Consider the following 22,503-nt stretch of genomic DNA (forward strand, 5'->3'; position numbering starts at 1 on the left):
CGGGCGTGCCGCGCCGGGCGGCGGTCGTGCGCGTCATCAGCTCACCCTTACCCGCGGGTCGAGCCAGGCGTAGAGGATGTCGGAGAAGAAGGACGCCGCCATCACGCACACGGCCATGAAGCAGGAGACCGCGGCGACGGCGTTGACGTCGTTGGTGACGATGGAGTCGATGACCCAGGACCCCATGCCCTTCCAGCCGTAGATCTTCTCCGTGAACGTGGTGCCGGCCAGCATGATGCCGAACACGAAGGTGAAGTAGGTGACCGTGGGGATGAGCGCGGTGCGCAGGGCGTGTTTGAACAGGGCTTTGCGGCGGGTGAGCCCCTTGGCCATGGCGGTGCGCACGAAGTCGGAGCCGATCACGTCCAGCATCATGTTGCGCTGGTAGCGGCTGAACGCCGCGAACTGGCCGATGGCCAGCGCGAGGGTGGGCAGGATCGCGTGCTGGATCCGGTTGCCTAAGTGTCCCCAGAATCCGGCGTCCAGCCCTGTCGTGTACTCACCGGCGTACTGGAAGATCTGCACGCCGGTGGCCTCGTTGATCGCCACCGCGATCACCTGCAGCGAGATGGCGATCACCACGGCCGGCACCGACAGCACGAAGAACGCCGCGCCCGTGGAGGTCCTGTCGAACAGCCTGTACTGCCTGACCGCCCCGTAGGCGCCGATGAGGACGCCGGAGGTGGCGCCGATGATGGTGCCGAAGAAGATCAGCCGCAGCGAGACGCCGACGCGGCGCCCCATCTCCTCGTTGATCGAGCTCCCGGTGACGCCCTTGCCGAAGTCGCCCGTCGCGACGTCGGTGATCCAGTGCGCGTAGCGCTCGGCCAGCGGGGTCTTGTCGTTGAGGTTCAGTTCGTCGAGGCGGGCGTCGATCTGCTCCTCGCTGGGGCGGGGCTGCATCTCGGCGTAGTTGGCGCGCGGGCTGAGCGTGGAGGCCGCCAGAAGATAGGCGAACGTGGTCGCCAGAAAGATCAGGACGACATAGTTCACCAATCGCCTGACCAGGAATTTCCCCAATTGGGGCCTCCCACCTCGTGCCTGCGCGGCGTTCGAATGGCTGCGGTGGTCGGTGGAGAGGCCCACACGGACGGCGTGACGCACTCATGTCACCAAGAGTGATCGCCTCGCGCCGACGTGGAGGGTCGCCCCATGCGACAACCGAAACGCGTTCCAGTTCGGCTCACGGTCAGCGGCCGAATGACCACGAGTGTGCGTTACGGGCGGACACCGGCCGGTTACTGCGATATCAAGAAAGCGTCACGAGGACCGCATCGCGGCGGCGCGGGACGAATTCTGCGGAGAAGATTAGCCGCTTCGATACAACGCGTAACGCCTCCACCCCGAAGATCAACGGAACGTACAACGAGACGCGGCGGCGGGTTGCGCCGCGTCTCATCATGTGGTCGGTTCGAGACCTCGGTCACCGCGCCCGGCGACGCCCCGAATGTCGCGCCCGTCGCAGATGCCCCGGTGGGCGCCGCCGCCTCCCGTCCGGGCCGTGACGGTGTGTGGCCGACCCGCCGGGCTCGAGCCGGCCGGGTCCCGCGCAGGTCCGGTAACCGGTTCACTCCTTACCCGGAACCGGCCGCGCCGAAGACGATGCGTCGGACGCGTTTTTCGCGTCGTCGCCGTCTCCCGATGCTGACGGACGGGCCGACCGCACCTGCGCGGCGCTCTCGCCACACGGCCGCAGGGCACAGCCGCGGCCTCTCTCGCGAGCACGCGCTGAGACGGCCCCGCTTCCGGCGCCGCCACCGGGCCACCGTCCGACGCCGCCACCACCGGCGCCGCGCAGGAGGCCGCGAACCTCCCACCCATGACGCACCGCCAGCCCGGTGCACTCAGCGAGCAGCCCCGACCAGCAAGGATAGCGAATTGCCAGTGGAGTACTGGCTCACCCGCTCCGCCAGGAAGTCCTCCCAGGTCCGCTTACCCGCGGCGGCCCCGTCGAGGGACAGATTCTCGCCGGCCCGGTAGGCGCGGCCGGCCTTTCCCGGCATCCGGATCGGCATCGTCAACCGGTGCTTGCCGCGCGCCCGCAGGTATCCGCGGATCAGATCGGCCATTCCGTACACCTTCGGCCCGGCCAGATCTGGCACCAGGCCGGCCGGCCTGCCGAGCGCCAGTTCCACCAGCCGGGCCGCCACCTCGCCGGAATCGACCGGCTGGAACCGGAGTCCGCCCGGGACCGGGACCACCGGCAGCTTCGCCATCGCCTGCATCACGGTCAGGACCAGGTCATGGAACTGGGCGGCCCGCAGCGTCGTCCACGGCAGGCCGGAGTCGGCCACGGCCCGCTCCGCACCCAGCTTGTTCCTGAAGTAGCCCAGCGGGACCCGGTCCGCCCCGATGACCGAGATGTAGACCAGGTGCCGCACACCGGCTCGCGACGCCGCCCGCACCAGGTTCCGGGTCGCCTCGTCGTCGCCCTTGGGGCCGCCCGCGAGGTGCACGATGATCTCGGCTCCGTCCACCGCGGGCCCGATCCCCTCGCCCTTGAGCAGGTCACCGGTCACGTACTCGATGCCGTCCCCGGGCTCGTGGCCGCGCCGGCTGAGCACCCGCACTTCGCAGCCGGCATCCCGCAGGAGCGGCGCGACGAGGCGCCCGAGCGTGCCCGTGCCGCCGGTGAGCAGGATGGGTGATGTCATGGCTTCTCCAAACTCGTCGGTCCGGGAGTCGGCCTCCCGGTCACATCAGCCGGATTTCGCGGGTCTACCGCTATGACCCCCTGCGAGGAAGGAACGTGACACGGTGGACGAGCGCGAATGGCTGACAGAGCGTTTCGAGGAACATCGGATTCGTCTGCGAGCGGTGGCCTACCGGATGCTCGGCTCGGTGAGCGAGGCCGATGACGCGGTGCAGGACGCCTGGCTGCGCATCAGTCGCGCCGACAGCAGCAGCGTGGAGAACCTCGAGGCGTGGCTGACAACGGTGGTGGCGCGCGTGTGCCTGAACGTGCTGCGCTCGCGCGAGCGGCGGCGCGAGGAACCTCTCGAGGTGCACATGCCCGACCCGATCATCGGCCACGAGGACGGGGGCGGCCCCGAGCACGAAGCGGTGCTGGCCGACTCGGTCGGGCTGGCGCTGCTGGTGGTGCTGGAGACGCTGTCGCCGGCCGAACGGCTCGCGTTCGTGCTGCACGACATGTTCGCCGTGCCGTTCGCGGAGATCGCTCCGATGATCGAGCGGTCCCCGGCCGCGGCGAGGCAACTCGCGAGCCGCGCACGCCGCCGGGTGCAGGGGCAGGCCCCGACTCCCGACCCCGATCTCACCCGCCAGCGCGACGCCGTCGACGCGTTCTTCGCCGCCGCCCGCAACGGCGACTTCGACGGGCTCGTCGCCGTGCTGGACCCCGACGTCGTTCTGCGGTCCGATGGTGGCGCCGCGCGTGCCCGCCACACGACGGTGATCTCCGGCGCACGGGCCGTGGCCGAGCAGGCGCTCACCTTCGGACGGCTCTCCCCGTTCGCACGACCGGCGCTGATCAACGGAGCCGCCGGAGTCGTCGTCGCCGCTCACGGACGGCCGCTGTCCGTCATGGGTTTCACCGTCACAGACGGGAAGATCCTCGCCATCGACGTGCTGTCCGATCCCGAACGGCTGCACAGGCTCGACCCGACGGTCCTCGACCGCTGACGGAAGCCGGGCCCGGGCCGGATCCGGCGCGGCCGCCGCCTCAGAGGGGACGGCGTCCACCGCGCCATGCGCGGCAACACCCGCCCGCACAACCCCGCCCTCGCGGGATGGACGAACCACCGGGCCCGCGACCGGCCGCGTCCCGACCGACCGGAAGGTCACTCACGGGACGGCCCGAGAAAGCGGCGTCTTCAGAAGTGATGAGCCGCCTATTTACGCTTCCACGTCGCCAGTTCGAATTCCACTGTGGCCAGTGAATCTCCATAGCCTGCGTTATAGACGATATTGGTGATGGTTGCACGGGCGATACGCCCCTCTGCGGTAACCGCACACAGCGAGGCACCCACCTCGAATCCCACATCAGCGGGCCGGGCATCGTCGGTAATCTCCAGGCTTCCCCCGATCGACGCTCCCGATGCCGCCGCCGCGCATTTCCGCCACCCGTCCTCCTCCCCCTTGCGCAGCAGTCCCACCGATGCCCCGTCGGCAACCTTCAGAAAGCCGTCTGCACAGGTCACGTAGCGCATATCTATGGCTTCCAGTTGTGCGGTGGTCAAGTCGTCCTCGTCGCCGACCCTTCGGGTGATCGGAAACTCCCCGCCTGAAGGGCTACCGTCGAAGTCGACAGCAAGGTAGGGGACACATGAGCCGTCATGGGCCGAGCGGATGGTCAGTGGAATCCCCGAATTCTCCTCTTCGTAGTCGGCCATCTCGGACGGCGATGAGGACACCTCAGGGTTTCCTGACGGGGAAGAGCCGTCACGGGGACGTTCAGCGGAGGCGGGCGGCGCGGCCGCTCCCCCGTCTGCAATATTCCCGGAATCGCCATCCGGAGTACTGAACAGCCCTACGACGGCGACGGCGGCGGAGAGAATCCCAGCGATCCAACTTGCGAATTCCACTGGATGAGGAGACCGGGACCGCTCTCCTCCCGGCACCTGATTTACTCGGTGCCGCCACATCGCCAGAGCAACCACGCATGATGCCACCATCACGGCGACGCTTAAAGCGACCAGGGCGCCCCATCCCATAGCCAACCTCTTTCTTCAGGGGGTGCCAAAATCATATTGGACCTTGGGCGATTCAGATTGCCCCTGGAACCCCTGCCGCAGGACGGGAATCAGGAGGACCGACCGCGCCGACGGTCGTTCAGTACTCCAGTTGTAGATCCGGTCCGTCCTGACCCGATCACATTTGCCGGAGATGACAGCACCGCAAGCCCCTGAACTGGAGCGTTCTGCCCACACGCAGACGGCCACCGTGTGATCACCGATGGTTGTGAAGACAACGAGAACACAGGCGGTGGCCGCTGCGCTCGGCGCATCGCCCAACGCTGGCAGCGCCGGCTGAACGAGCTGGTCAAGACCGTCTCCACCCGGCTGGGCCCGTTCCGGGAGCGATCCCGGGGGTCCTATGTCCACGGTCCGTGCCCGGTGACAGGCGAGGCCGCCGGGGCACGCCTGTCGCCACCCCGAAAGGAGGATCGTCGGGAGCGCGCTTACCCTCGGAGAAACAAAGCGGCACGGGAGTCCGGTCATGCGGATCGTTGTTGTCGGGGCCGGAGTAGGCGGTCTCGCCCTGGCCAGGGGGCTCGGCGCCCACGGACACGAGGTGAGCGTTCACGAACGCTCGGGGGAGCTGCGGCGCGGCGGTGCGGCGGTGACCCTCTACCCCAACGGCTCGGCCGCCTCGGGCCTGGAGGCCATCCAGCAGTACCCGGTGCCGCCCATGCCCCGCGGCCTGGCGGACCGGCTCGCGACCGGCCAGTTCATCTCCTACGTCCGGTCGGTCAGTACTGCGTCGGCAGCCGAACGAGCGGGAGTGGGTCTTTCATGAGAGTCGCCACCGTCGGAGCGGGCCTCGGAGGGCCGGCCCCGGCTGCGGCGATCCGGCACGACCGGGAAACCCGCGCCCCGGTCAAACGGTCCCTGATCGCCTACGGCCGCTGAGAGCGTCGGACTCACTGTAGGCGGCTACCCGGGGTGTGGGCGGTCGAGCTCCGCCGCGAGGAAAGCCGAGGCCGACCGCAGATCGCGCCGGCCCGCCGCAATCCGCGCATCCCGCGTTCGGGCTCGGCGAGCCGCTGGGCCTGTTCGGTGGTGGTACCGGGGCGGTCGTCGGCGTCGACCTCGGCCTGGGTGACCCGGTTGCGCGGCGTTTCGCGGTTGACGTCCAGCCGGTCGGCGGTGCGTGCCGGGGCTTCTGGCCGTGTGGCCGGAGCCCGGCGGGCCTCCATGGCCATCCGGGGCGCGCGTTCGCGCAGCTCCTCGGGGTACTTCCAATGCCACGTGGTTAGCGTGGCGGTGCGGCTGTCAAGGGGTGGGGAGGGTTCAGGGCAACTGTCGTTGAGGAGAGCGGGGCCCTGGTGGAGCGGGGAAGCCGACCAAGGTCTTCCTGCCCGGGAGGTCTCGTTGTCCGAACAGTGCGCCATCACCACGCTCGTCCGTACCGCCGTCGTCGCAGAGGGGCTTTACGCGCCAACGATGTCATGATCGTGCTCGTCTGCCCAGGTCGGCTTCGCCGGATTCTCCTCGAATGCGCGATCGCTGTCACGAAGTACGGCGATCCGCCTGCACAGTTCATGGTCCTTGGTGGCGAGAAGTCGAACTGCCCGGGGGCCCACTTCGGTTCCCATCGGCATGATGCTTAGCGCGTCGACGAAGACCTGCTTGTCCAGGTCGTCACCGGCCCAGGTCCATCCGAACTCCAGGGCTCGTTCAAGTTCCCGAATGGCCGGGTACGTCACTGATCCCGAAGAACGGCAGCGCTCTTGCTGCTGCTGGCGATGGGCGTGCACTGGTTCTTCGACTCGCCGCTGATGGAGAACCTCTTCGGCACGCTGGTCAAGACCCTGGCCTTCCACTGGTCCGGGGAGGATCTGCGCTGGACCCTGGAGGAGGACGGCCAGGGGTGTGTGCTCCGGCTCTCCAACACCGTCGTCGACTCCGAGTGGACCGCGAACACGGCCGCCGGCTGGGACACGTGCCTGACCGGCCTCGGCGCGGTGCTGGCCGGACGGGAGCCGGATTCGGACGCCGGCCCCGACGAGGAGCTCATCGCGCACTACCGCGCCACGCTCACCACCGAGTAGGCCGACGGGGCGGGCCCCACCGGCCCCGGGGTCCACCGGGCACCGCGTATCGCCGCCGAACTGCGTGTGGACTGCGCCGTGCTGGGCGGGTCGATCGTGTTCGCGCACCGACCGCACTGATGGCAGGGGTCGTGTGAACGCGGGCAGAGAGAGGTCCGGTGCCGCCGACCGGCTGACGTCAGGGGATCAGACCACGACCTCCCGGCAGACGTCGATGAACGCCTGCGTCCGCCTTACCGGTTTGCGGTCAGTCAGCTGGATGATCTCGATCCCGAGCCCTTCGGACCGGATGTCGAGCTCTCTGGTCACATACGGCAAGTCCTCGTAGCTGCGCTCGAGCACGGTGCGCTGCGTGAGCAGCGCACTGCCCAGCCCGCGGGCCACCAGGGCACGGACCATCTCGAAGCTCGTAGTGCGGAAGCGCACGTTCGGAGTCAGACCGGCTTTGGCGAACAGGCCGAGAAAGTAGTCGCCACCGGGCGGCAGATCGAACAGGATCAGCGGTTCCGAGGCCAGGTCGGCAAGGCTCAGCTCATCCCCCGTGCTCAGTGCCCCACCCACAGGGGTGAGCACATACGGCGGGTCCGATCGCAGCGATTGCGCCGTCATCCCGGTCGCGGTGCGCACGGAATCAAGCTCGTAGTGATAGGTGATCGCGAGATCGATCCGGGTGTTGAGCAGGTCGTCCAAGAGCGTCTCGTGGGCTGCCTCGACGAACGAGAGCTGTACTCGCGGGTGCCGATGCGAGAACTCCGCGATCACCTTCGGTAGGAGGATCGGCGCGATCGTCGCGTAACAGCCGATCGTGAGTGTGCCCTCGACTTCCTCTCGTTCCCGACTGGCGGACTCCCAGAGCTGATCGAGGCTGGAAAGCACGTTGTCGGCGGCGGTGACCGCACGCTGTCCCGACGCGGTGAGCCGCATCCCCTTCCGAGAGCGGACGAACAGGGTGATCCCGAGCGCCGACTCGAGATCGGTCAACGCCGTCGATACCGCCGACTGCGAGACGAAGAGCTCCCGTGCCGCTGCGGTCACCGACCCGAGCCTCGCGACGGCCATCAGGTACTCCAGTTGCCTCAAGCTCACATCAGTCATCGGTTCGGCCTCTCCGTAGTATCGGATTTTCCGAAGGGGGACTTCAGATCTATGTGTTTTACAGATCATACCCCGCACCTCAATAATCGTGAGCTAGAGCACAGACCGGTCGGATACGAGGAGCATCGGGGTGAGCTCCGCGCTGATCTTCGCGGGGCGCGCTCGCCCTGGCGCTCCAGGGTGCTGACAACCTCCTGATCCACTACGAGAACTTCCTTGCGCGATGGAGGGTCCCCGTGACTTCTTGAGTTGTCTTGCGCGTCTGAGAACGGAAATCTAGGAGGAGAAATGACGAGCGAGGTCTTGGAGAATGTAGATCGGAAGGACCTGCGTCGGAGTGTGTTCGCCGGATCGGTAGGCGTGTTCATCCACTGGTTCGATTGGGCCATTTACGCCTACCTCGCCACCACCATGGCGCAGGTGTTCTTTCCCGAGCAGGACGGCACTACCGGACTGCTGTCAGTCTTCGCCGTCTTCGCCGTCGCGTTCTTCGTTCGACCGCTCGGCTCGGTGATATTCGGACACCTCGGGGACCGTTTCGGGCGTAAGACGACTCTGTCCATCGTCATCATTTCCATGGCGGCGGGAACGCTGATGCTCGGGCTTCTGCCCACTTATGAGTCCGCCGGCATCATCGCGCCGGTACTGCTCGTGGTCGCCCGAATCATCCAGGGGTTGGCGGCAGGCGGTGAATTCGGCTCGGCTGCGGCCTTCCTCGCTGAGTTCTCGCCGCCGAAACGCCGTGGATTCGGGTGTTCGTGGATCGAGTTCGGCTCGGTCGGCGGGTTCCTCTGCGCGTCGTTCGTTGTCTGGGCGCTGCATTCGGTCTTCACTCCGGGGGATGTGACCGACTGGGCATGGAGGCTTCCGTTCCTGCTGACGGTTCCTCTGGCGGCGGTCGGCCTCTACATCCGCCTGCGCATCGAGGACACGCCCGAGTACCGCGCGCTCGAGGACATGAACAACGTCCCGAGCCAGCCGGTCGTGGAGGTGTTCCGCTCGAACGGGAAGCAGTTCCTGCAGACGGTGGGCATCGAGACGTTCATGAATTCGGCCTTCTACATCGTCCTCGTGTACCTGATCACGTACCAGGAGGAGATCGTCGGTGTGCCTGCGGACCGGGCGGCCCTGCTCTCCGCGGCGGCCTCGGTCGTCGCCATGGGAGTGATCCCGCTGTCCGGCATGGTGTCGGACCGTGTGGGACGCAAGCCGGTGCTGTACGCCGCCGCGGGCTTGATGATCGTCGGCGCGGTGCCGTTGTTCCTGCTGATGCAGGTGAACTCGCCGTGGTCGGCGTTCGCCGCCACCTTCGGCTTGGCCGTGATCCTGGCAGTCATCCTGGGCACGCACGCATCGGCAGTGGCGGAGCTCTTCCCGACGCGGACCCGTCAGAGTGGATTGTCGATGGCCTACAGCGTTGCTGGGGCGTTCTTCGCCGGAACGCTGCCATACCTGATGACATGGCTCATCTCGCTCACCGGCAGCTCCATGGTCCCGGGGTTCACGATGATCGTGATCGGAATCGTCGGTGCGGTGACGCTGCGGACGATGCCGGAGACAAGCGGGTCGGATCTGCTGCATGAGAGTGATCGCGCTCAGCGCTGAGCGGCGTTCCCGCCAGAGCCTCGTCCGTAGGGACCTGACGGTCTTCATGCTTTCCGTTGACGTCAATCGCTGACCCTATCCGGGTAGTCGACAGACAGATCCGGAAACGCATATCCGCCCCGGTCTCTTTAATGCGGTTCACCGGTGATGATTGAAGTTGGCTGACGAAATTCCAAGTGCGTATGAATGCGCACCAGATCAAGTTGCGGTAGTCGATCACTGGAGTGGAGGTTTGGATGCCGAGTCAAGAGATTGAGGCCGTCGTCGTCGGAGGGGGCCAAGCCGGGATAGCGATGAGCGAGCACCTGACTGAACGCAACGTGCCGCATGTTGTCCTGGAGAGGCACCGTATCGCCGAACGCTGGCGCTCGGAAAGGTGGGACTCCCTGGTCGCGAACGGGCCTGCTTGGCACGATCGCTTTCCCGGTCTTGAGTTCACCGATATCGGTCCCGACGCTTTCGCTTCCAAGGAGCAGGTGGCGGACTATTTCGTTGCCTACGCTGAGAAGATCGGAGCGCCGGTGCGCTGCGGAGTCGAAGTGACGTCCGTGCATAAGAACATGGGCCGTACCGGATTCCGTGTGGAGACATCGGACGGAACCATCGAGGCACGCTACGTCGTAGCCGCCACCGGGCCGTTCCAGCGGCCGGTCATCCCGCCGATCGTTCCCGAAGAGGAGGAGCTCACACAGATCCACTCCAGCGGCTACCGCAATCCCGCTCAACTGCCTGACGGAGCTGTCCTCGTGGTCGGATCCGGGTCGTCGGGCGTGCAGATCGCCGACGAACTCCGGAGCTCCGGCCGACAGGTGTACCTCGCAGTCGGCCCGCACGACCGTCCACCGCGGAGGTATCGGAGCCGCGACTTCGTCTGGTGGCTGGGGGTCCTCGGCAAGTGGGAGGCCTCAGCTCCTCCTAAGGGCGCCGAGCACGTCACGATCGCGGTCAGTGGCGCGCACGGCGGCCACACCGTGGACTTCCGTACGCTGGCCGACCGCGGAATCAGGCTCGTCGGCCGGGCCGATTCGTTCGATGAGGGGGTCATGCGGTTCGCGCCCGACCTCCGCGAGAACATCGCGAACGGCGACGCGAACTACCTGTCACTGCTTGACGAAGCGGACGCCTACATCGCGCGCAACGGCCTGGATCTTCCGGAGGAGCCGGAGGCCCGTGCTTTGGGAACCGACCCGGAGTCGGTGACCGACCCCGTTCTCGAACTCGACCTCGCCGATGCCGGGGTCACGTCCATCGTCTGGGCGACCGGTTTCGCCGCCGACTACAGCTGGCTGCGCGTCGATGCGTTCGACGAGAACGGAAGGCCGAAGCACCAGCGCGGTGTCTCGTCCGAGCCCGGCGTCTACTTCATGGGATTGCCATGGCAGTCCCGACGTGGATCGAGTTTCATCTGGGGTGCTTGGCACGATGCGAAGTACGTGGCCGACCACATCTCGATCCAGCGCAGTTACATGGAATACGAGGGCCCGGATTCGTCGACGCAGTTCCCACAGTTCGGAAAGTGAGCGCACAATGACCACGCACACTCGTATTCGGAAGTTCAACACCAAGGACACGTACCCGGAGCAGAATCTGGACAACGACCTGTGTCAGGCCGTCGTCGCCGGGGACGTCGTGTATCTGCGCGGCCAGATCGGCCAGGACCTGGAGACCCGGGAGTCAGTGGGCATCGGCAGTGTCCGGACGCAGACCGAGAAGGCCATGTCGAACATCGACATGCTCTTGACGGAGGCGGGCAGCAGCCTCCAGGACATCGTCAAGGTGACGATCTACATCGTCGATCCTCGCTACCGTGAAGAGGTGTACCGCGAGGTCGGACGCTGGTTGAAGGGTGTCTACCCTGTCTCCACCGGAATCGTCGTCCAGGCCCTTGCCCGGCCGGAGTGGCTCGTGGAGATCGACGCCACGGCTGTGATCACCGGAGGCGCGGCATGACCTTCTCCATCGCAGCCCACCAGGACGGTAGGTTCGGCATCGCCGCAGCGTCGTCCTCACCGGCGGTGGCCGCACGAGTCGTTCACTTGCGCGACTCGGTCGGCGCGGTCGCGTCGCAGAACGTCACCGATCCGCGACTGGGTCCGGTCCTGCTGGACGGACTCGCCTCGGGATCGAGCCCCGAAGCGGCCATCGCGGCGGTCCTCGCGAACGAGCCGAACGCCGCCTACCGGCAGCTCACCGTGGTCGACGCCTCCGGGGCCGCGGCCACGTTCAGCGGTCACCTCACCCTCGGCGTGCATGGTGAGGCCACCGGGCCGCACTGCGCCGCCGCCGGCAACATGCTCTCCCGTCCGGACATCCCCGAGATCCTGTGCGGCGCCTTCACCTCCGCCGGGGGTCAACTGGAGGAACGCCTCTTCACCGCGCTCTCGGCCGGCCTCGCCGCCGGCGGCGAGGCCGGACCGGTGTACTCCGCCGGGCTGTCGACCGTGTCCGGGATCGGTTGGCGCGACACCGATCTGCGCGTGGACTGGCAGGAGAGCCCGATCGGCGAGCTCGGGCGGTTGCTCGAGGTCTGGCTTCCGCAGCGGGACGACTATGTTCAGCGCGGCCTGGAGCCGGCCGCCTCGCCCGGTTACGGAGTTCCTGGCGATGACCGCTGAACAACCCGCGCTCCCCAGCGCCTCCGACTATCTGACGCGCCTGGTCGAGTACTCCGAGACGCTGCACGCTCACCCGGAGACCGCCTGGGAGGAGCACCGAGCGGCGCGGTGGACAGCCGAACTGCTCGGTGAGTTCGGCTTCAGGGTGACGACCGAATACCTCGGCTTCCCCACCGCGGTACACGCCTCCTACGGGTCGGGCAGCCGCCGGGTCGGCTTCATCGTCGAGTACGACGCGCTGCCCGGCGTGGGGCATGCCTGCGGTCACAACCTGATCGCCGCGATGTCGGCCGGCGCGGCGATCGCGCTGCGACCGTGGGCGCAAGCGCTCGACCTCCGGATCGATGTGATCGGCACTCCGGCGGAGGAGGGAGGCGGGGGCAAGATCGAGTTGCTCGACGCCGGGGCCTTCAAGGATCTGGGGCTCGCCCTCATGGCCCATCCCGGCCCCGTCGACGCGCCACGGGCCGAGCCCTACGCCGTCGCCCACGATCACGTCCGCTTCACCGGGCACACGGCACACGCTGCGGCCTATCCGCATGAGGGCCGCAATGCCAACGACGCCTTCGTGATTTCTCAGGTGGCCATCGGCCTGCTGCGCCAGCAGCTCCCGCCCACCACCCGGGTCCACGGGATCCAGACGATCGGTGGTGAAGCACCCAATGTCATCCCCGGGGCCACGGAGGGCCGCTGGTATACGCGGGCTGAGACCCTCGCCGAACTGGAGCCGCTTCGCCGCCGGGTGAAGCAGTGCTTCGAAGCCGGCGCGCTGGCGACGGACACCACATTGGACTTCACTCCTGAGTCGCAGCCCTACTCCGAATTCCGTACGGATGAGCGGGCATCGGAGATCTATACGCGCCACGCACTCGCACTCGGTCGGCGGTTCGACGCGCCCGTGAAGCACCAGACGATGAACCGCGCCTCAACCGATTTGGGCAATGTCTCGCAGTGTGTCCCGGCCATTCACCCCTACATCGGGCTCGACTGCTTTCCGGTGAGCAACCACCAGCCGGAGTTCGCTGCCGTGTGTATCGGTGAGGCGGCCAATCGGGTCCTCGCGGACGGCGCCACGCTGCTTGCGCGTACGGCGCACGAGTACTTTGCGCAGGCGTCGGACGCCGGCCCTGCTGGTACCGGATCGGCAGAGGAGGACTTCAGCAGGCCTGAACGGCAATCGGGAGGCGGTCGGGGATGACTGTGGATGCTGAGGTGGAGAGGACAGAGGTCGATTCCCTTGGTGAGGTGGTGATCCCCGCTGACGCGCTTTGGGGGGTCAATACTGCGAGGGCTGGGGCGAACTTCCCCATCACCGGTCGCTCATGCGGCCAACTGCGCGATCTCGTTTGGGCGTATGGCGCGGTCAAACTGGCCGCTTGCCGGGCCAACGTCGAACAAGGGCTGTTGGATGAGAGGCGGGGTACGGCGATCGAGTCGGCTTGCCGTGAACTCATGCAGGGTGAGCTCGACCAGTGCATCATCGTTGACCGCGTCCAGGGTGGGGCCGGGACCAGCACCAACATGAACGTCAATGAGGTGGTGGCCAACCGGGCGCTGCAACTACTCGGCTGCGCGCCGGGAGCCTACGAGGTGATCGACCCGCTTGACCACGTCAATCGCAGTCAGAGCACCAACGACACTTATTTCACCGCGGTCAGGCTGGCGATCCACCGCAGCATTGAGCGGCTCATTCCGGCGCTCGGTCGGATCGCTGCCGAGTGCGAGGCGCGCTCAGTGGATTTCCGCGACATCGTGAAGATCGGCCGCACACAGTTGCAGGACGCCGTTCCGATGACCCTGGGCCAGGAGTTCTCGGCTTTCGCGGAAACGATCCGAGAAGACGCCGACCGCCTAGAGGACTTTCTCCCCCATCTGCGTGAAATCAATCTCGGCGCCACGGCGATCGGTACCGGCATCACCGCTCCTGTCGGATACCGGGAGAGTGTGGTGACGCGGCTCAGCGAGATCAGCGGCTATCCGCTGACCTCAGCGAGCGACCTGATCGAGGCGACCTCCGACACCGGTGTGTTCGTTCTGGCCTCCGGCCTTCTGAAACGTTGTGCGGTGAAGCTGTCGAAGATCAGCAACGACCTCCGGCTCCTTTCCTCCGGTCCGCAGGCAGGGCTGCAGGAGATCGTGCTCCCGCCGGTGCAGGCGGGCTCCTCGATCATGCCGGGGAAGGTCAATCCGGTCATTCCGGAGGCCGTGAACCAGGTGGCGTTCCTCGTCGTCGGCGCGGACGCGAGCGTGACCATGGCGGCCGAGGCGGGGCAGTTGCAGCTCAACGCCTTCGGACCGGTCATCGCTTCCTCCCTGCTCGACTCGGCCTCACTGCTGACGCGTGGTGCCGATCTGCTCGCCGAGCGGTGCGTGAGCGGCATCCGTGCCGACGGCGAGTTCATCACCGCACGCACCAAGGACAGCCTCGCCGTGGCGACCGGCCTCGTACCCCTACTCGGGTATGCCCGCACCGCCGCGCTCGTGAAGGAGGCACTGAGCAGTCGCCGCACACTGGCGGAGCTGACCCTGGAACGGGGCCTGCTCGACGAGGAACAGCTCAACGCGGCACTGGCACCGCAGAATCTGACCGGTGAAGTCGCCTCGGCTCGGTAGACACCTGACGAACCGGGCGTGCGAGTCCACCGCTCACGGTCGGCTTCGACGGCCTCGGCGCCGAAGCCGACCCCCACTGCGGTTCCCAGCCCCTCCGACGGTTCCAGGTGTTCGTCGAAGACCCCTGCCCGGGGACGTTTCCCGGTTGCCTCCCGACCGGATCCCCTAGACCGGGTGCACCACCTCGCCGCCCACCATGGTCCGCACGACCCGCAACCGGTCGAAGGAGTCCGGCCCTTCGATCGGGCCGGAGAGCACGACCAGGTCGGCGCAGTGCCCCTCAGCCAGTCGCCCCACCTCCCCGTCGGTACCGGAGGCCTCTGCCGAGCCCAGCGTGTAGGCGCGCACGGCCACGTCCACCGGGAGCCGTTCTTCGGGCAGCATCGGGACACGCGACTCGGGATTGTCCGCGTGCGGATCGGCCGATGGGGCGGTGCGGGTGCAGGCAGTGTGCAGGCCCCAGAGCGGATCGGCGCTGGTCACCGGCCAGTCGCTGCCCATCGCCAGCGCGGCATCGGCGTCGGCGAGTGAGCCGAACGGGAAATGTCGTCGGGCTCGTTCCGGTCCGAGCAGCGGAAGTTTGCGCTCGATGATCTCGCGGTCGGCACGCGCCCACAGCGGCTGGATGTTCGCCATGACTCCCAGCTCCGCGAACCGGGGCACGTCGGCGGGGTCCACGACGTCCAGGTGGGCGATCTGGTGGCGCCGCCCGGGGCCGTTGCGCCGACGCGCTGCGGCCACCGCGTCGAGGCACTCCCGTACCGCGCGGTCTCCCACCCCGTGGAAGTGAACGCTCATACCCTGCGCGTCGATCGCGGCGACGATCTCGTTGAGCGCGCCCGGTTCGATCACGGACTCTCCGCTGTCCTGGACGCCGGAGCCTACGTAGGGGTCGTTCATCGCGGCTGTGTGGTTCTCGCAGATCCCGTCCTGCATGATCTTCACGCTGTCCAGCGCCACTCCCGCGGCGCGGGCGTGGGCCCTGGTCTCCAGGAGTTCCGGCAGGTCACCGGCCTCCCAGTCAGGGCGCCACCACAGCGAACCGGTGACTCGGGCGCGCAGAGAACCCGTGGCCGTCTCCCGCAGGTAGGTCGGCAGGCAGTCCGGGAGTGTCAGGTACTCTCCGACGATCGCGTCATGCCAGGAGGTGATGCCCAGCGAGAGCAGGTGCGTCTGGGCCGCCCGCATGGCTCTGACCAGCTTCTGTGGACTGTGCTCCGGCAGCAGCGCCGCCACCGGTTCCGCGGCGCTGTCCAACAGCACACCGGTGGGCTCGCCACGGGCGTCGCGGACGATCCTTCCGGCGGGGGGATCGGGCGAGTCGCGGTCGATGCCGGCGAGCGCGAGCGCGCGGGAGTTCACCCAGACGCCGTGCGCGTCATGGCTGGAGAACACCGCCGGCCGGTCCGGGACGAGCGCGTCGAGCAGGTGCCGGTCGGGCAGGCCGCCGGTGAAGGCGTCGCCGAACCAACCGGAGCCCGCGATGCACGGCTCGTCGCTCCGTGCTGCGTACTCGGCTATCCGCCGACGGTACCCGTCCAGCGAGTGGACGTCTGACAGGTCGCAGCCCAGCAGCGCGACCCCGCCGGCGAGCGGATGGACGTGGGCGTCGTGGAACCCCGGAAGGACTGCGGCCCCGCACGCGTCGATCTGCGTTGTTCGCCGGTCCACCAGGCCGGACAGCTCTCCCGCCGCTCCGACCGCCATGACGCGGCCGGAGCGGATCGCGATGTCGGCGGGGTGGGCCAGCGGGGTGGGCGTCCACAGCTGCGCCCCGGTGATCAGTGTTTCAGCGTGTGTCATGAAGACTGCTCCTGGACGTCGCACTCGACTGTGTCATGGGGGAGGCGGTTCCGCTCCCCCCGCTTCCCCAGCGCGTACAGGCCGGCCGAACTCGCGAAGCCGACGATCCAGGCGATGTCGACACCGCCCATCGGTTCGGCGAGGGGACCGGTGAACACGCTGGTGATCATGAACGGGACCTGGACGGCCAATCCCACCGCGTAGCAGGACAGGCCGACGGGGTCCCATCGGCCGTATCTGCCGCCGTCGCGGGCGAACATGTCCGAGACGGCGTAGTGGCCCTTTCGCAGCACGAAGTAGTCCACGAGGTTGATGGCAGACCAGGGGACGAGGACGTAGAGCAGTACGGCCACGAAGTCCTTGAAGACGACGAGGAAGTCGTGCTGGCCGAAGAGCGCCATCGCCATGGCGAGGAGGGCGTACACCGCGGTCATGCCGACACGCGTGCCGGTGGTGACGCGGGCTCTGCTGAACGCCGCCTCCAGCACGGTCAGTGAGCACATCACCCCCGAGTAGATGTTGGACGAGTTCATCACCGCCGATGCCACACCGAAGGCGGCCAGCGTCACGGCGCCGAACCCGCCCAGGAGTGCCCCGAGCGCCCCCATGGCGTTGCCCTCCTCGGTGGTCAGCCCCACCAAGGCGCCCAGCACCATGACCAGTACGGTCCCCAGTACCAGCCCCGAGTAGGTGGCCCAGAAGGCCGGGCGCGCGCCGGTCTTATCCGGGAGGTAGCGGGAGTAGTCGGAGACGTAGGGGGCGTAGGCGAGCTGCCACACGGCGCCGATCGCCACCATCGCGCAGAAGCCCGCAGGGGTGAGGGCGAGTTCCCGGTGGACGGCGAAGGCGGCGGGGTTGCCCAGCGCCAGGACCAGGGCTGCGATCAGCACCGCGCCGAGGACGATCGAGACGATCGCCATGAGCTTGCGGACCAGGTCGTAGCCGAAGACCGCGACGAAGAGGGCGATCGCGGTGCAGACGGCGATCCCCGCGTCGGTCGAGAGGCCCGGGACCACCTCGGCGAAGCTCTGCGCGGCGACCACGAGGTTGGAGGCGAAGAACCCCAGGAACATCAGCAGGGCGATCAGTGCCAGGATGCTTCCGCCGTGGTAGCCGAACTGCGCCCTGGCCTGCAACATCTGCGGTATCCCCAGGCGCGGCCCCTGGGCCGCGTGCAGGGCCGCGCCGAGCCCGCCGACGAGGTTGCCGGCCACGATCGCGGCGACCGCCCAGCCGAACGGCAGCCCGAGCACGCTGGTGCCCACGGCGCCGGTGACGATCGTCAGCGGGAGCATGTTGATGCCCAGCCAGACGAAGAACAGGCCCCGGGCCGTGCCGTGCCTCTCGTCCGGCGGGATGGGCCTGATATGACGGGTCTCGAATCTCACGAGTCTCTGGCCCCGGGAGGCGGGGCTCTGGTGTGCGGGCACGGGTCGTTCCCCTTCGGGATCGGGCGATCGAGGGAGTCAGGGGCGCCTGCGTGGAGCGTGCGCCGAGGGGATGCCCCGCCGAGGCCGAGCCGCCCCGGCGGGCGCCGGTCAGGCTCCGCGGTCGCCCATGGTGGGCGCCGGCCGGGTGAAACCGCGGGTGAGCCGGAGCAGCAGCAAGAAGCCGAGGGCCACCCAGCTCAGCCCGATGACGAAGGTCAGCCAGGACAGCGACGTCCACAGCCACAGGGTCAGCGCCACGCCGATGCCCGGGGTGAGCACGTAGCGCAGGAAGTCCGTGCCCCGCCGCCTGTCCAGGCCGATCGCGTAGTGCTTGATGACGCTCAGGTTGACGAAGGTGAAGGCGATCAGCGCGCCGAAGCTGACCAGCGCGGCGGCCAGGTCCAGCGACATGACGCAGGCCACCAGCGACACCGCGCCCACCGCCAGGGTGGCCAGGTGCGGGGTCCGGTACTTGGGGTGGACGGCGCCGAAGACCCGCCTGGGCAGCGCGCCGTCGCGCCCCATGGAGAACAGGATCCGCGACACCGCGCTCTGCGCCGCCATGGCCGAGGCGAAACAGGCCGCGACGTAGGCGGCGGTGAAGAACGCCGCCAGGAAGCCGCCGCCGGCGCGGGCCATCACCTCGACCGAGGCCGAGTCGGGATCGGTGAAGGTCTGCCAGTCGGGGTAGACCAGGTGGCCTGCCCAGGACATGAGGACGAACAGCAGCCCGCAGAAGAGCGTGCACAGGATGATCGCCCTGGGGATCGTCCTCTGCGGCTCCCGGGCCTCCTCGGAGAGCGTGGAGATGGCGTCGAACCCCAGGAACGACAGGCAGAGGATGGCCGATCCGCCGATGAGGGCGGTGAGCGAGAAGTCCGCGCTGTGGAACGGAGCGAGCAGGTCCGCCGGCGTCGAGCGCCCGGACACGGTCAGGTAGCTCATCGCCAGGAACACCGTGACGAACACGCCCTGCGCGCCCACCAGCACCATGTTCATGCCGGTCACCAGCTTGATGCCGAGGACGTTCAGCCCGGTGACGAGGGCGATCGCCAGCAGCACCCAGATCCATCCGGACACTGAGGGGATCGCGATCCCCAGGTAGAGACCGATGACGATGTAGCTGATCGTGGGCAGGAAGATGTAGTCCAGCAGCAGCGCCCAGCCGGTGAGGAAGCCCGTGGCGGGGCCGAAGGCCTGCTGGGTGTAGGTGTAGGCGGAGCCGGCCACCGGGTAGGCGCGCACCATGTTCGCGTAGCCCAGCGCGGTGAACGTCATCGCCGCCAGAGTGACCAGGAACGCGGTGGGCAGGTGCCCCCGGGTCATGTCGGTCACGATCCCGTAGGTGGTGAAGGCCGCCAGGGGGACCATGTAGGCCAGGCCGAAGAAGAACAGCGAGGGCAGCCCGAGCACGCGCTTGAGTCCGCGCCCGCCGGGCGGGGGTGCCCCCGCCCGCGCCGCCGCGGACGGGGGCGCCTCGGCGGGGGCTTCGTGTCCGCTCACCGGAGTCCGCCCGAGGCGACGGCCCGGTCCAGGGTCTGCTCGACCAGCCCGACCAGCTCGCCGATGGCGGCGGCGTCCGCGACCAGCGGCGGGGAGAGCTGCAGCAGCGGGTTGCCCTCGGCGTCGATGGCGAGCCGGCACAGCACCCCGGCCTCGGCGGCGGCCGGGGCCAGGTGCCGGTCGACGAACTCGGCTGCGGGCAGCCGCTCCGAGGTCCAGGACCTGGCGGCCTTGTCGGTGACCAGCTCCAGGGTGCGGTGGTAGCCGTCGCCGCGGACGTCGCCCACCACCGGGTTGTCGCGGAGCCGTTCGAGCTCGGCGGCGAACGTCGCGCTGGTGGCCCTGACATTGCCCGGCACGTCCAGCCGGCGCATGATCTCCAGGTTGGCCTGCGCCGCGGCGCAGGCCACCGGGTGTCCGCCGTAGGTGAGCGCGTGGTTGTACATGCCGGCCGGGCTGTCCAGCACGGTCTCGATGATCCGGTCGTCGGCGATCAGGCCGCCCAGCGGCACGTAGGCCGAGGCGATGCCCTTGGCGAAGGTGATGATGTCGGGCCGGAAGCCGTAGTGGGCCGAACCGAACCACGAGCCGAGCCTGCCGAAACCGGTGATCACCTCGTCGGCGATCAGCAGGATGCCGTGCCGGTCGCAGAGCTCGCGCACACCCTGGAGATAGCCGGCGGGCGGGGTGAGGCTGCCGCCGGCGTTCTGCAGCGGCTCCAGAATGACCGCGGCGACGGTGTCCGCGCCCTCCTGCAGGATCAGCGACTCGAGCTCGGCCAGCAGGAAGGCGGTGAACTCGGCCTCGGTCTCCTGGACCGGGCGCCGGTACCGCTTGGTGTTGGACACGTGCCGGACACCGGACATCAGCGGCTCGAACATCTTGCGCACCTGCACCATCCCGTTGAGGGACATGGCGCCGAAGCTGGTGCCGTGGTAAGCGACCCGGCGGGCGATGAACTTCCGGCGGGTGTGCTCGCCGCGGCTGATCTGGTACTGCCGGGCCAGCTTGATGGCGGCCTCGTTGGACTCCGAACCGCTGGAGGTGAAGAACACCCGGTTCAGGTTGCCGGGGGCCAGCTCGGCCAGTTCGGCGGCGAGCCTGGCCGCCGGCGGGTGCGCTGCGCTCCAGGTGGTCTGGAACGGGAGAGCGCGCATCTGCTGGGCGACGGCCTCGCCGACCTCGGCACCGTGCGAGTAGCCCAGCTGGGTGCAGAACAACCCGGCCAGCCCGTCGAAGTAGCGCTTCCCGGATTCGTCGTAGACGTGGCAGCCCTCGCCGCGGACGAAGACCGGCAGGGAGTCCGTACGGTATTTCGCCGCCGGAGTGAAGTTCATGACCAGGTGGCGCTTTGCCAGCTCTTCGATGGAGCCGGTGCGGGTGCCCTCCGCTGTCGGGTCGGTGGCGGTCACGGTCGTCTCTACGGGCATGGTGTTCCTTCCGATGGGCGCGGTTTCGGTCATGGACGTGCGGTGCGCGCTCAACCCCACTGCAGCCAGGTCGTCTTCAAGGCGGTGTAGTTGTCAAGGGCGTGCAGGGAGAGGTCGCGGCCGAACCCGGACTGCTTGAAGCCGCCGAACGGGGTGGTGACCGAGAGGGCGTCCACCGTGTTGACGGATACGGTTCCGGCGACGAGCCGCGCGGCCGTCCGCTGGGCGCGGCGGAAGTCGTCGGTCCACAGCGAGGCGGCCAGGCCGTAGCGGGTGGCGTTGGCCAGACGCACGGCCTCGTCCTCGGTGTCGAAGGGGTGGACGACGGCCACCGGCCCGAAGACCTCTTCGGTGTGCAGCGGGTGGGCGGCGTCCAGGCCGGTGACGACCGCCGGTTCGAGGTAGGCGTCCGACCCGGTGATCTCCACCCGGCGCCCGCCGTCCAGCAGTTCGCCGTCGGCCTCGCCCCGTCGGATCCACTCCTGCACGGAGTCGGTGTGCGCGGTGCTGATCAGGGCTCCGTTGCCCGCCGCGCCGCTGAGCGGGTCCACCGGCCGGTACGCTGCCGCGGCCTTGACCAGCGCCGCGGTGAACTCCTCCAGTACAGGCCGCTGCACCAGGATCCGTGAGTTGGCCGAGCACACCTGCCCCTGGTTGTAGAACGCGCCGGCTGCGGCCATCTCCGCGGCCGCCGCGAGGTCGGCGTCGGCGAAGACCAGGTTGGCGCTCTTCCCGCCGGCCTCCAGCGCGAGCCGTTTGAGGTTGGAGCGTCCCGCGGTGACGAGCAGTTCGCGGGCGACTTCGGTGGAGCCGGTGAAGGCGAGCACGTCCACGTCCATGTGGGCGGAGAGCGCGGCCCCGGTCTCGGCACCGCCCGTGACCACGTTGAGCGCCCCGTCCGGGAGGCCGGCCTCGGCGGCCAGGTCGGCCAGGCGCAGGGCGGTGAGCGAGGACTGCTCGGCGGGCTTGAGCACGACCGTGTTGCCGGCCGCCAGCGCCGGCGCCACCTTCCAGGAGGCGATCTCCAGCGGGTAGTTCCACGGAACGATGGCTGCGACCACGCCCAGCGGCTCGCGGGTGACCATGGCCGTCGCCCCTGGCGGGGTGCTGGGCAGTTCGCCGGCACGCTTGTCAGCGGCCTCGGCGTAGAAGCGGAAGGTCGCGACGGTACCGGGAAGGTCCACGGTCGTGGTCTGGCCGATCGGCTTGCCGATGTCGAGCGTCTCCAGCAGTGCCAGCTCCTCGGAGTGCTGTTCCAGGGAGTCGGCGAGTCGAAGCAGCACCTCCTTGCGCTCCTGGCCGGGCAGGGCCGCCCAGGCCGGTTGGGCACGGCGGGCGGCAGCGACGGCGCGGTCGACGTCGACGGCGGCGCAGATGCTCAGCTCGGCGATCCGACCGCCGTTCGCGGGGCTGACGACCGGTTCCCGCCGCCCACTCTCGGTGTCGCGACGCCTTCCGCCGATGTGCGCCCTCCCGTCCATGGCAAGGGCGGCCGCCCGGCGATGCCAGTCGGCCCGGGGCTGGTCGGTTCCGCTCATGGGTGGTCCCTTCACTGCACTGATGACGGTGTGTAGTGACCTGAGTCACAGCATCATTTTTATTGAACAGTTGTACCATCAAAGACCGCCGGTTGGACCTTCGAAAATGCGAATGGGGGGTTCGGTGTAGTCGAATGG

At 68.2% G+C, this 22,503-nt stretch carries 19 protein-coding genes; 9 read left to right on the forward strand and 10 right to left on the reverse strand.

Features of this window, described 5'->3' with window-relative positions; translation table 11 throughout:
• Positions 1 to 36: 36 nt before the first annotated feature.
• Positions 37 to 1,020, reverse strand: coding sequence for an ABC transporter permease (locus HDA32_RS21375; RefSeq protein WP_179644908.1), 984 nt, complete (start codon positions 1,018 to 1,020; stop codon positions 37 to 39).
• Between the two features lie 824 nt (positions 1,021 to 1,844).
• Positions 1,845 to 2,654: an SDR family oxidoreductase gene (locus tag HDA32_RS21380; RefSeq protein WP_179644909.1), complete on the reverse strand. Its 810-nt coding sequence runs from the start codon at positions 2,652 to 2,654 to the stop codon at positions 1,845 to 1,847.
• Positions 2,655 to 2,757: 103 nt separating this feature from the next.
• On the opposite strand from HDA32_RS21380, the gene sigJ reads away from it, so the two are divergent.
• Entirely contained in the window at positions 2,758 to 3,642 is an 885-nt protein-coding gene (gene sigJ, locus HDA32_RS21385) for an RNA polymerase sigma factor SigJ (RefSeq protein ID WP_179644910.1), read from the forward strand.
• Between the two features lie 209 nt (positions 3,643 to 3,851).
• On the opposite strand, the gene HDA32_RS21390 is transcribed toward sigJ, so the two are convergent.
• On the reverse strand, positions 3,852 to 4,352 hold the full coding sequence (locus tag HDA32_RS21390; protein WP_179644911.1) for a hypothetical protein: 501 nt from the start codon (positions 4,350 to 4,352) through the stop codon (positions 3,852 to 3,854).
• An 826-nt stretch (positions 4,353 to 5,178) separates the two neighbouring features.
• On the opposite strand from HDA32_RS21390, the gene HDA32_RS31515 reads away from it, so the two are divergent.
• Entirely contained in the window at positions 5,179 to 5,478 is a 300-nt protein-coding gene (locus HDA32_RS31515; protein WP_179641200.1) for a hypothetical protein, read from the forward strand.
• 634 nt (positions 5,479 to 6,112) lie between these two features.
• Here the strand turns inward: HDA32_RS31515 and HDA32_RS21400 are convergent.
• Positions 6,113 to 6,388, reverse strand: a complete 276-nt coding sequence (locus HDA32_RS21400) for a hypothetical protein (protein ID WP_179644912.1) — start codon at positions 6,386 to 6,388, stop codon at positions 6,113 to 6,115.
• A 24-nt stretch (positions 6,389 to 6,412) separates the two neighbouring features.
• On the opposite strand from HDA32_RS21400, the gene HDA32_RS21405 reads away from it, so the two are divergent.
• Positions 6,413 to 6,733: an SRPBCC family protein gene (locus tag HDA32_RS21405; protein ID WP_246334443.1), complete on the forward strand. Its 321-nt coding sequence runs from the start codon at positions 6,413 to 6,415 to the stop codon at positions 6,731 to 6,733.
• Positions 6,734 to 6,919: 186 nt separating this feature from the next.
• On the opposite strand, the gene HDA32_RS21410 is transcribed toward HDA32_RS21405, so the two are convergent.
• Positions 6,920 to 7,828, reverse strand: coding sequence for a LysR substrate-binding domain-containing protein (locus HDA32_RS21410; RefSeq protein WP_179644913.1), 909 nt, complete (start codon positions 7,826 to 7,828; stop codon positions 6,920 to 6,922).
• A gap of 288 nt (positions 7,829 to 8,116) precedes the next feature.
• On the opposite strand from HDA32_RS21410, the gene HDA32_RS21415 reads away from it, so the two are divergent.
• The 6 genes from HDA32_RS21415 (at position 8,117) to HDA32_RS21440 (ending at position 14,661) form a co-directional block, all read left to right on the forward strand.
• Positions 8,117 to 9,433, forward strand: a complete 1,317-nt coding sequence (locus HDA32_RS21415) for an MFS transporter (RefSeq protein ID WP_179644914.1) — start codon at positions 8,117 to 8,119, stop codon at positions 9,431 to 9,433.
• Positions 9,434 to 9,669: 236 nt separating this feature from the next.
• Positions 9,670 to 10,953, forward strand: coding sequence for a flavin-containing monooxygenase (locus HDA32_RS21420; RefSeq protein ID WP_179644915.1), 1,284 nt, complete (start codon positions 9,670 to 9,672; stop codon positions 10,951 to 10,953).
• A gap of 7 nt (positions 10,954 to 10,960) precedes the next feature.
• A complete protein-coding gene (locus tag HDA32_RS21425) occupies positions 10,961 to 11,383 on the forward strand; it encodes a RidA family protein (RefSeq protein WP_179644916.1) in 423 nt (140 codons plus the stop codon).
• Positions 11,380 to 12,048, forward strand: coding sequence for a DUF1028 domain-containing protein (locus tag HDA32_RS21430; RefSeq protein WP_179644917.1), 669 nt, complete (start codon positions 11,380 to 11,382; stop codon positions 12,046 to 12,048). The genes HDA32_RS21425 and HDA32_RS21430 overlap by 4 nt, the downstream gene beginning before the upstream one ends.
• A complete protein-coding gene (locus HDA32_RS21435) occupies positions 12,038 to 13,246 on the forward strand; it encodes a M20 family metallopeptidase (protein WP_179644918.1) in 1,209 nt (402 codons plus the stop codon). Before HDA32_RS21430 ends, HDA32_RS21435 begins: the two co-directional genes overlap by 11 nt.
• Positions 13,243 to 14,661 carry an aspartate ammonia-lyase gene (locus HDA32_RS21440; RefSeq protein ID WP_179644919.1) on the forward strand — a complete coding sequence of 473 codons (1,419 nt, stop codon included), beginning with the start codon at positions 13,243 to 13,245 and terminating at the stop codon, positions 14,659 to 14,661. Before HDA32_RS21435 ends, HDA32_RS21440 begins: the two co-directional genes overlap by 4 nt.
• A 165-nt stretch (positions 14,662 to 14,826) precedes the next feature.
• Here HDA32_RS21440 and HDA32_RS21445 read toward each other — a convergent pair whose 3' ends face one another.
• The 5 genes from HDA32_RS21445 to HDA32_RS21465 all read right to left on the reverse strand — a co-directional run bounded on the left by HDA32_RS21445 (position 14,827) and on the right by HDA32_RS21465 (position 22,365).
• Positions 14,827 to 16,464 carry an amidohydrolase gene (locus tag HDA32_RS21445; RefSeq protein ID WP_179644920.1) on the reverse strand — a complete coding sequence of 546 codons (1,638 nt, stop codon included), beginning with the start codon at positions 16,462 to 16,464 and terminating at the stop codon, positions 14,827 to 14,829.
• Entirely contained in the window at positions 16,461 to 17,852 is a 1,392-nt protein-coding gene (locus HDA32_RS21450) for a purine-cytosine permease family protein (protein ID WP_179644921.1), read from the reverse strand. The genes HDA32_RS21445 and HDA32_RS21450 overlap by 4 nt, the downstream gene beginning before the upstream one ends.
• Before the next feature lie 150 nt (positions 17,853 to 18,002).
• Positions 18,003 to 19,397: an APC family permease gene (locus HDA32_RS21455; RefSeq protein WP_218882542.1), complete on the reverse strand. Its 1,395-nt coding sequence runs from the start codon at positions 19,395 to 19,397 to the stop codon at positions 18,003 to 18,005.
• Positions 19,394 to 20,827 carry an aspartate aminotransferase family protein gene (locus HDA32_RS21460; RefSeq protein ID WP_179644922.1) on the reverse strand — a complete coding sequence of 478 codons (1,434 nt, stop codon included), beginning with the start codon at positions 20,825 to 20,827 and terminating at the stop codon, positions 19,394 to 19,396. The genes HDA32_RS21455 and HDA32_RS21460 overlap by 4 nt, the downstream gene beginning before the upstream one ends.
• Before the next feature lie 50 nt (positions 20,828 to 20,877).
• On the reverse strand, positions 20,878 to 22,365 hold the full coding sequence (locus HDA32_RS21465) for an aldehyde dehydrogenase family protein (protein WP_179644923.1): 1,488 nt from the start codon (positions 22,363 to 22,365) through the stop codon (positions 20,878 to 20,880).
• Between the last annotated feature and the right edge of the window lie 138 nt (positions 22,366 to 22,503).

It is taken from the genome of Spinactinospora alkalitolerans (assembly GCF_013408795.1).
Lineage (GTDB): Bacteria > Actinomycetota > Actinomycetes > Streptosporangiales > Streptosporangiaceae > Spinactinospora > Spinactinospora alkalitolerans.

Excerpts from the sequence above, each read along its gene's own strand:
- HDA32_RS21380 (WP_179644909.1), bottom strand. The coding sequence starts at position 2,654 with ATGACATCACCCATCCTGCTCACCGGCGGCACGGGCACGCTCGGGCGC.
- HDA32_RS21390 (WP_179644911.1), bottom strand. The coding sequence starts at position 4,352 with ATGGCCGACTACGAAGAGGAGAATTCGGGGATTCCACTGACCATCCGC.
- HDA32_RS31515 (WP_179641200.1), top strand. The coding sequence starts at position 5,179 with ATGCGGATCGTTGTTGTCGGGGCCGGAGTAGGCGGTCTCGCCCTGGCC.
- HDA32_RS21410 (WP_179644913.1), bottom strand. The coding sequence starts at position 7,828 with ATGACTGATGTGAGCTTGAGGCAACTGGAGTACCTGATGGCCGTCGCG.
- HDA32_RS21415 (WP_179644914.1), top strand. The coding sequence starts at position 8,117 with ATGACGAGCGAGGTCTTGGAGAATGTAGATCGGAAGGACCTGCGTCGG.
- HDA32_RS21420 (WP_179644915.1), top strand. The coding sequence starts at position 9,670 with ATGCCGAGTCAAGAGATTGAGGCCGTCGTCGTCGGAGGGGGCCAAGCC.
- HDA32_RS21425 (WP_179644916.1), top strand. The coding sequence starts at position 10,961 with ATGACCACGCACACTCGTATTCGGAAGTTCAACACCAAGGACACGTAC.
- HDA32_RS21430 (WP_179644917.1), top strand. The coding sequence starts at position 11,380 with ATGACCTTCTCCATCGCAGCCCACCAGGACGGTAGGTTCGGCATCGCC.
- HDA32_RS21435 (WP_179644918.1), top strand. The coding sequence starts at position 12,038 with ATGACCGCTGAACAACCCGCGCTCCCCAGCGCCTCCGACTATCTGACG.
- HDA32_RS21440 (WP_179644919.1), top strand. The coding sequence starts at position 13,243 with ATGACTGTGGATGCTGAGGTGGAGAGGACAGAGGTCGATTCCCTTGGT.
- HDA32_RS21445 (WP_179644920.1), bottom strand. The coding sequence starts at position 16,464 with ATGACACACGCTGAAACACTGATCACCGGGGCGCAGCTGTGGACGCCC.
- HDA32_RS21460 (WP_179644922.1), bottom strand. The coding sequence starts at position 20,827 with ATGCCCGTAGAGACGACCGTGACCGCCACCGACCCGACAGCGGAGGGC.
- HDA32_RS21465 (WP_179644923.1), bottom strand. The coding sequence starts at position 22,365 with ATGAGCGGAACCGACCAGCCCCGGGCCGACTGGCATCGCCGGGCGGCC.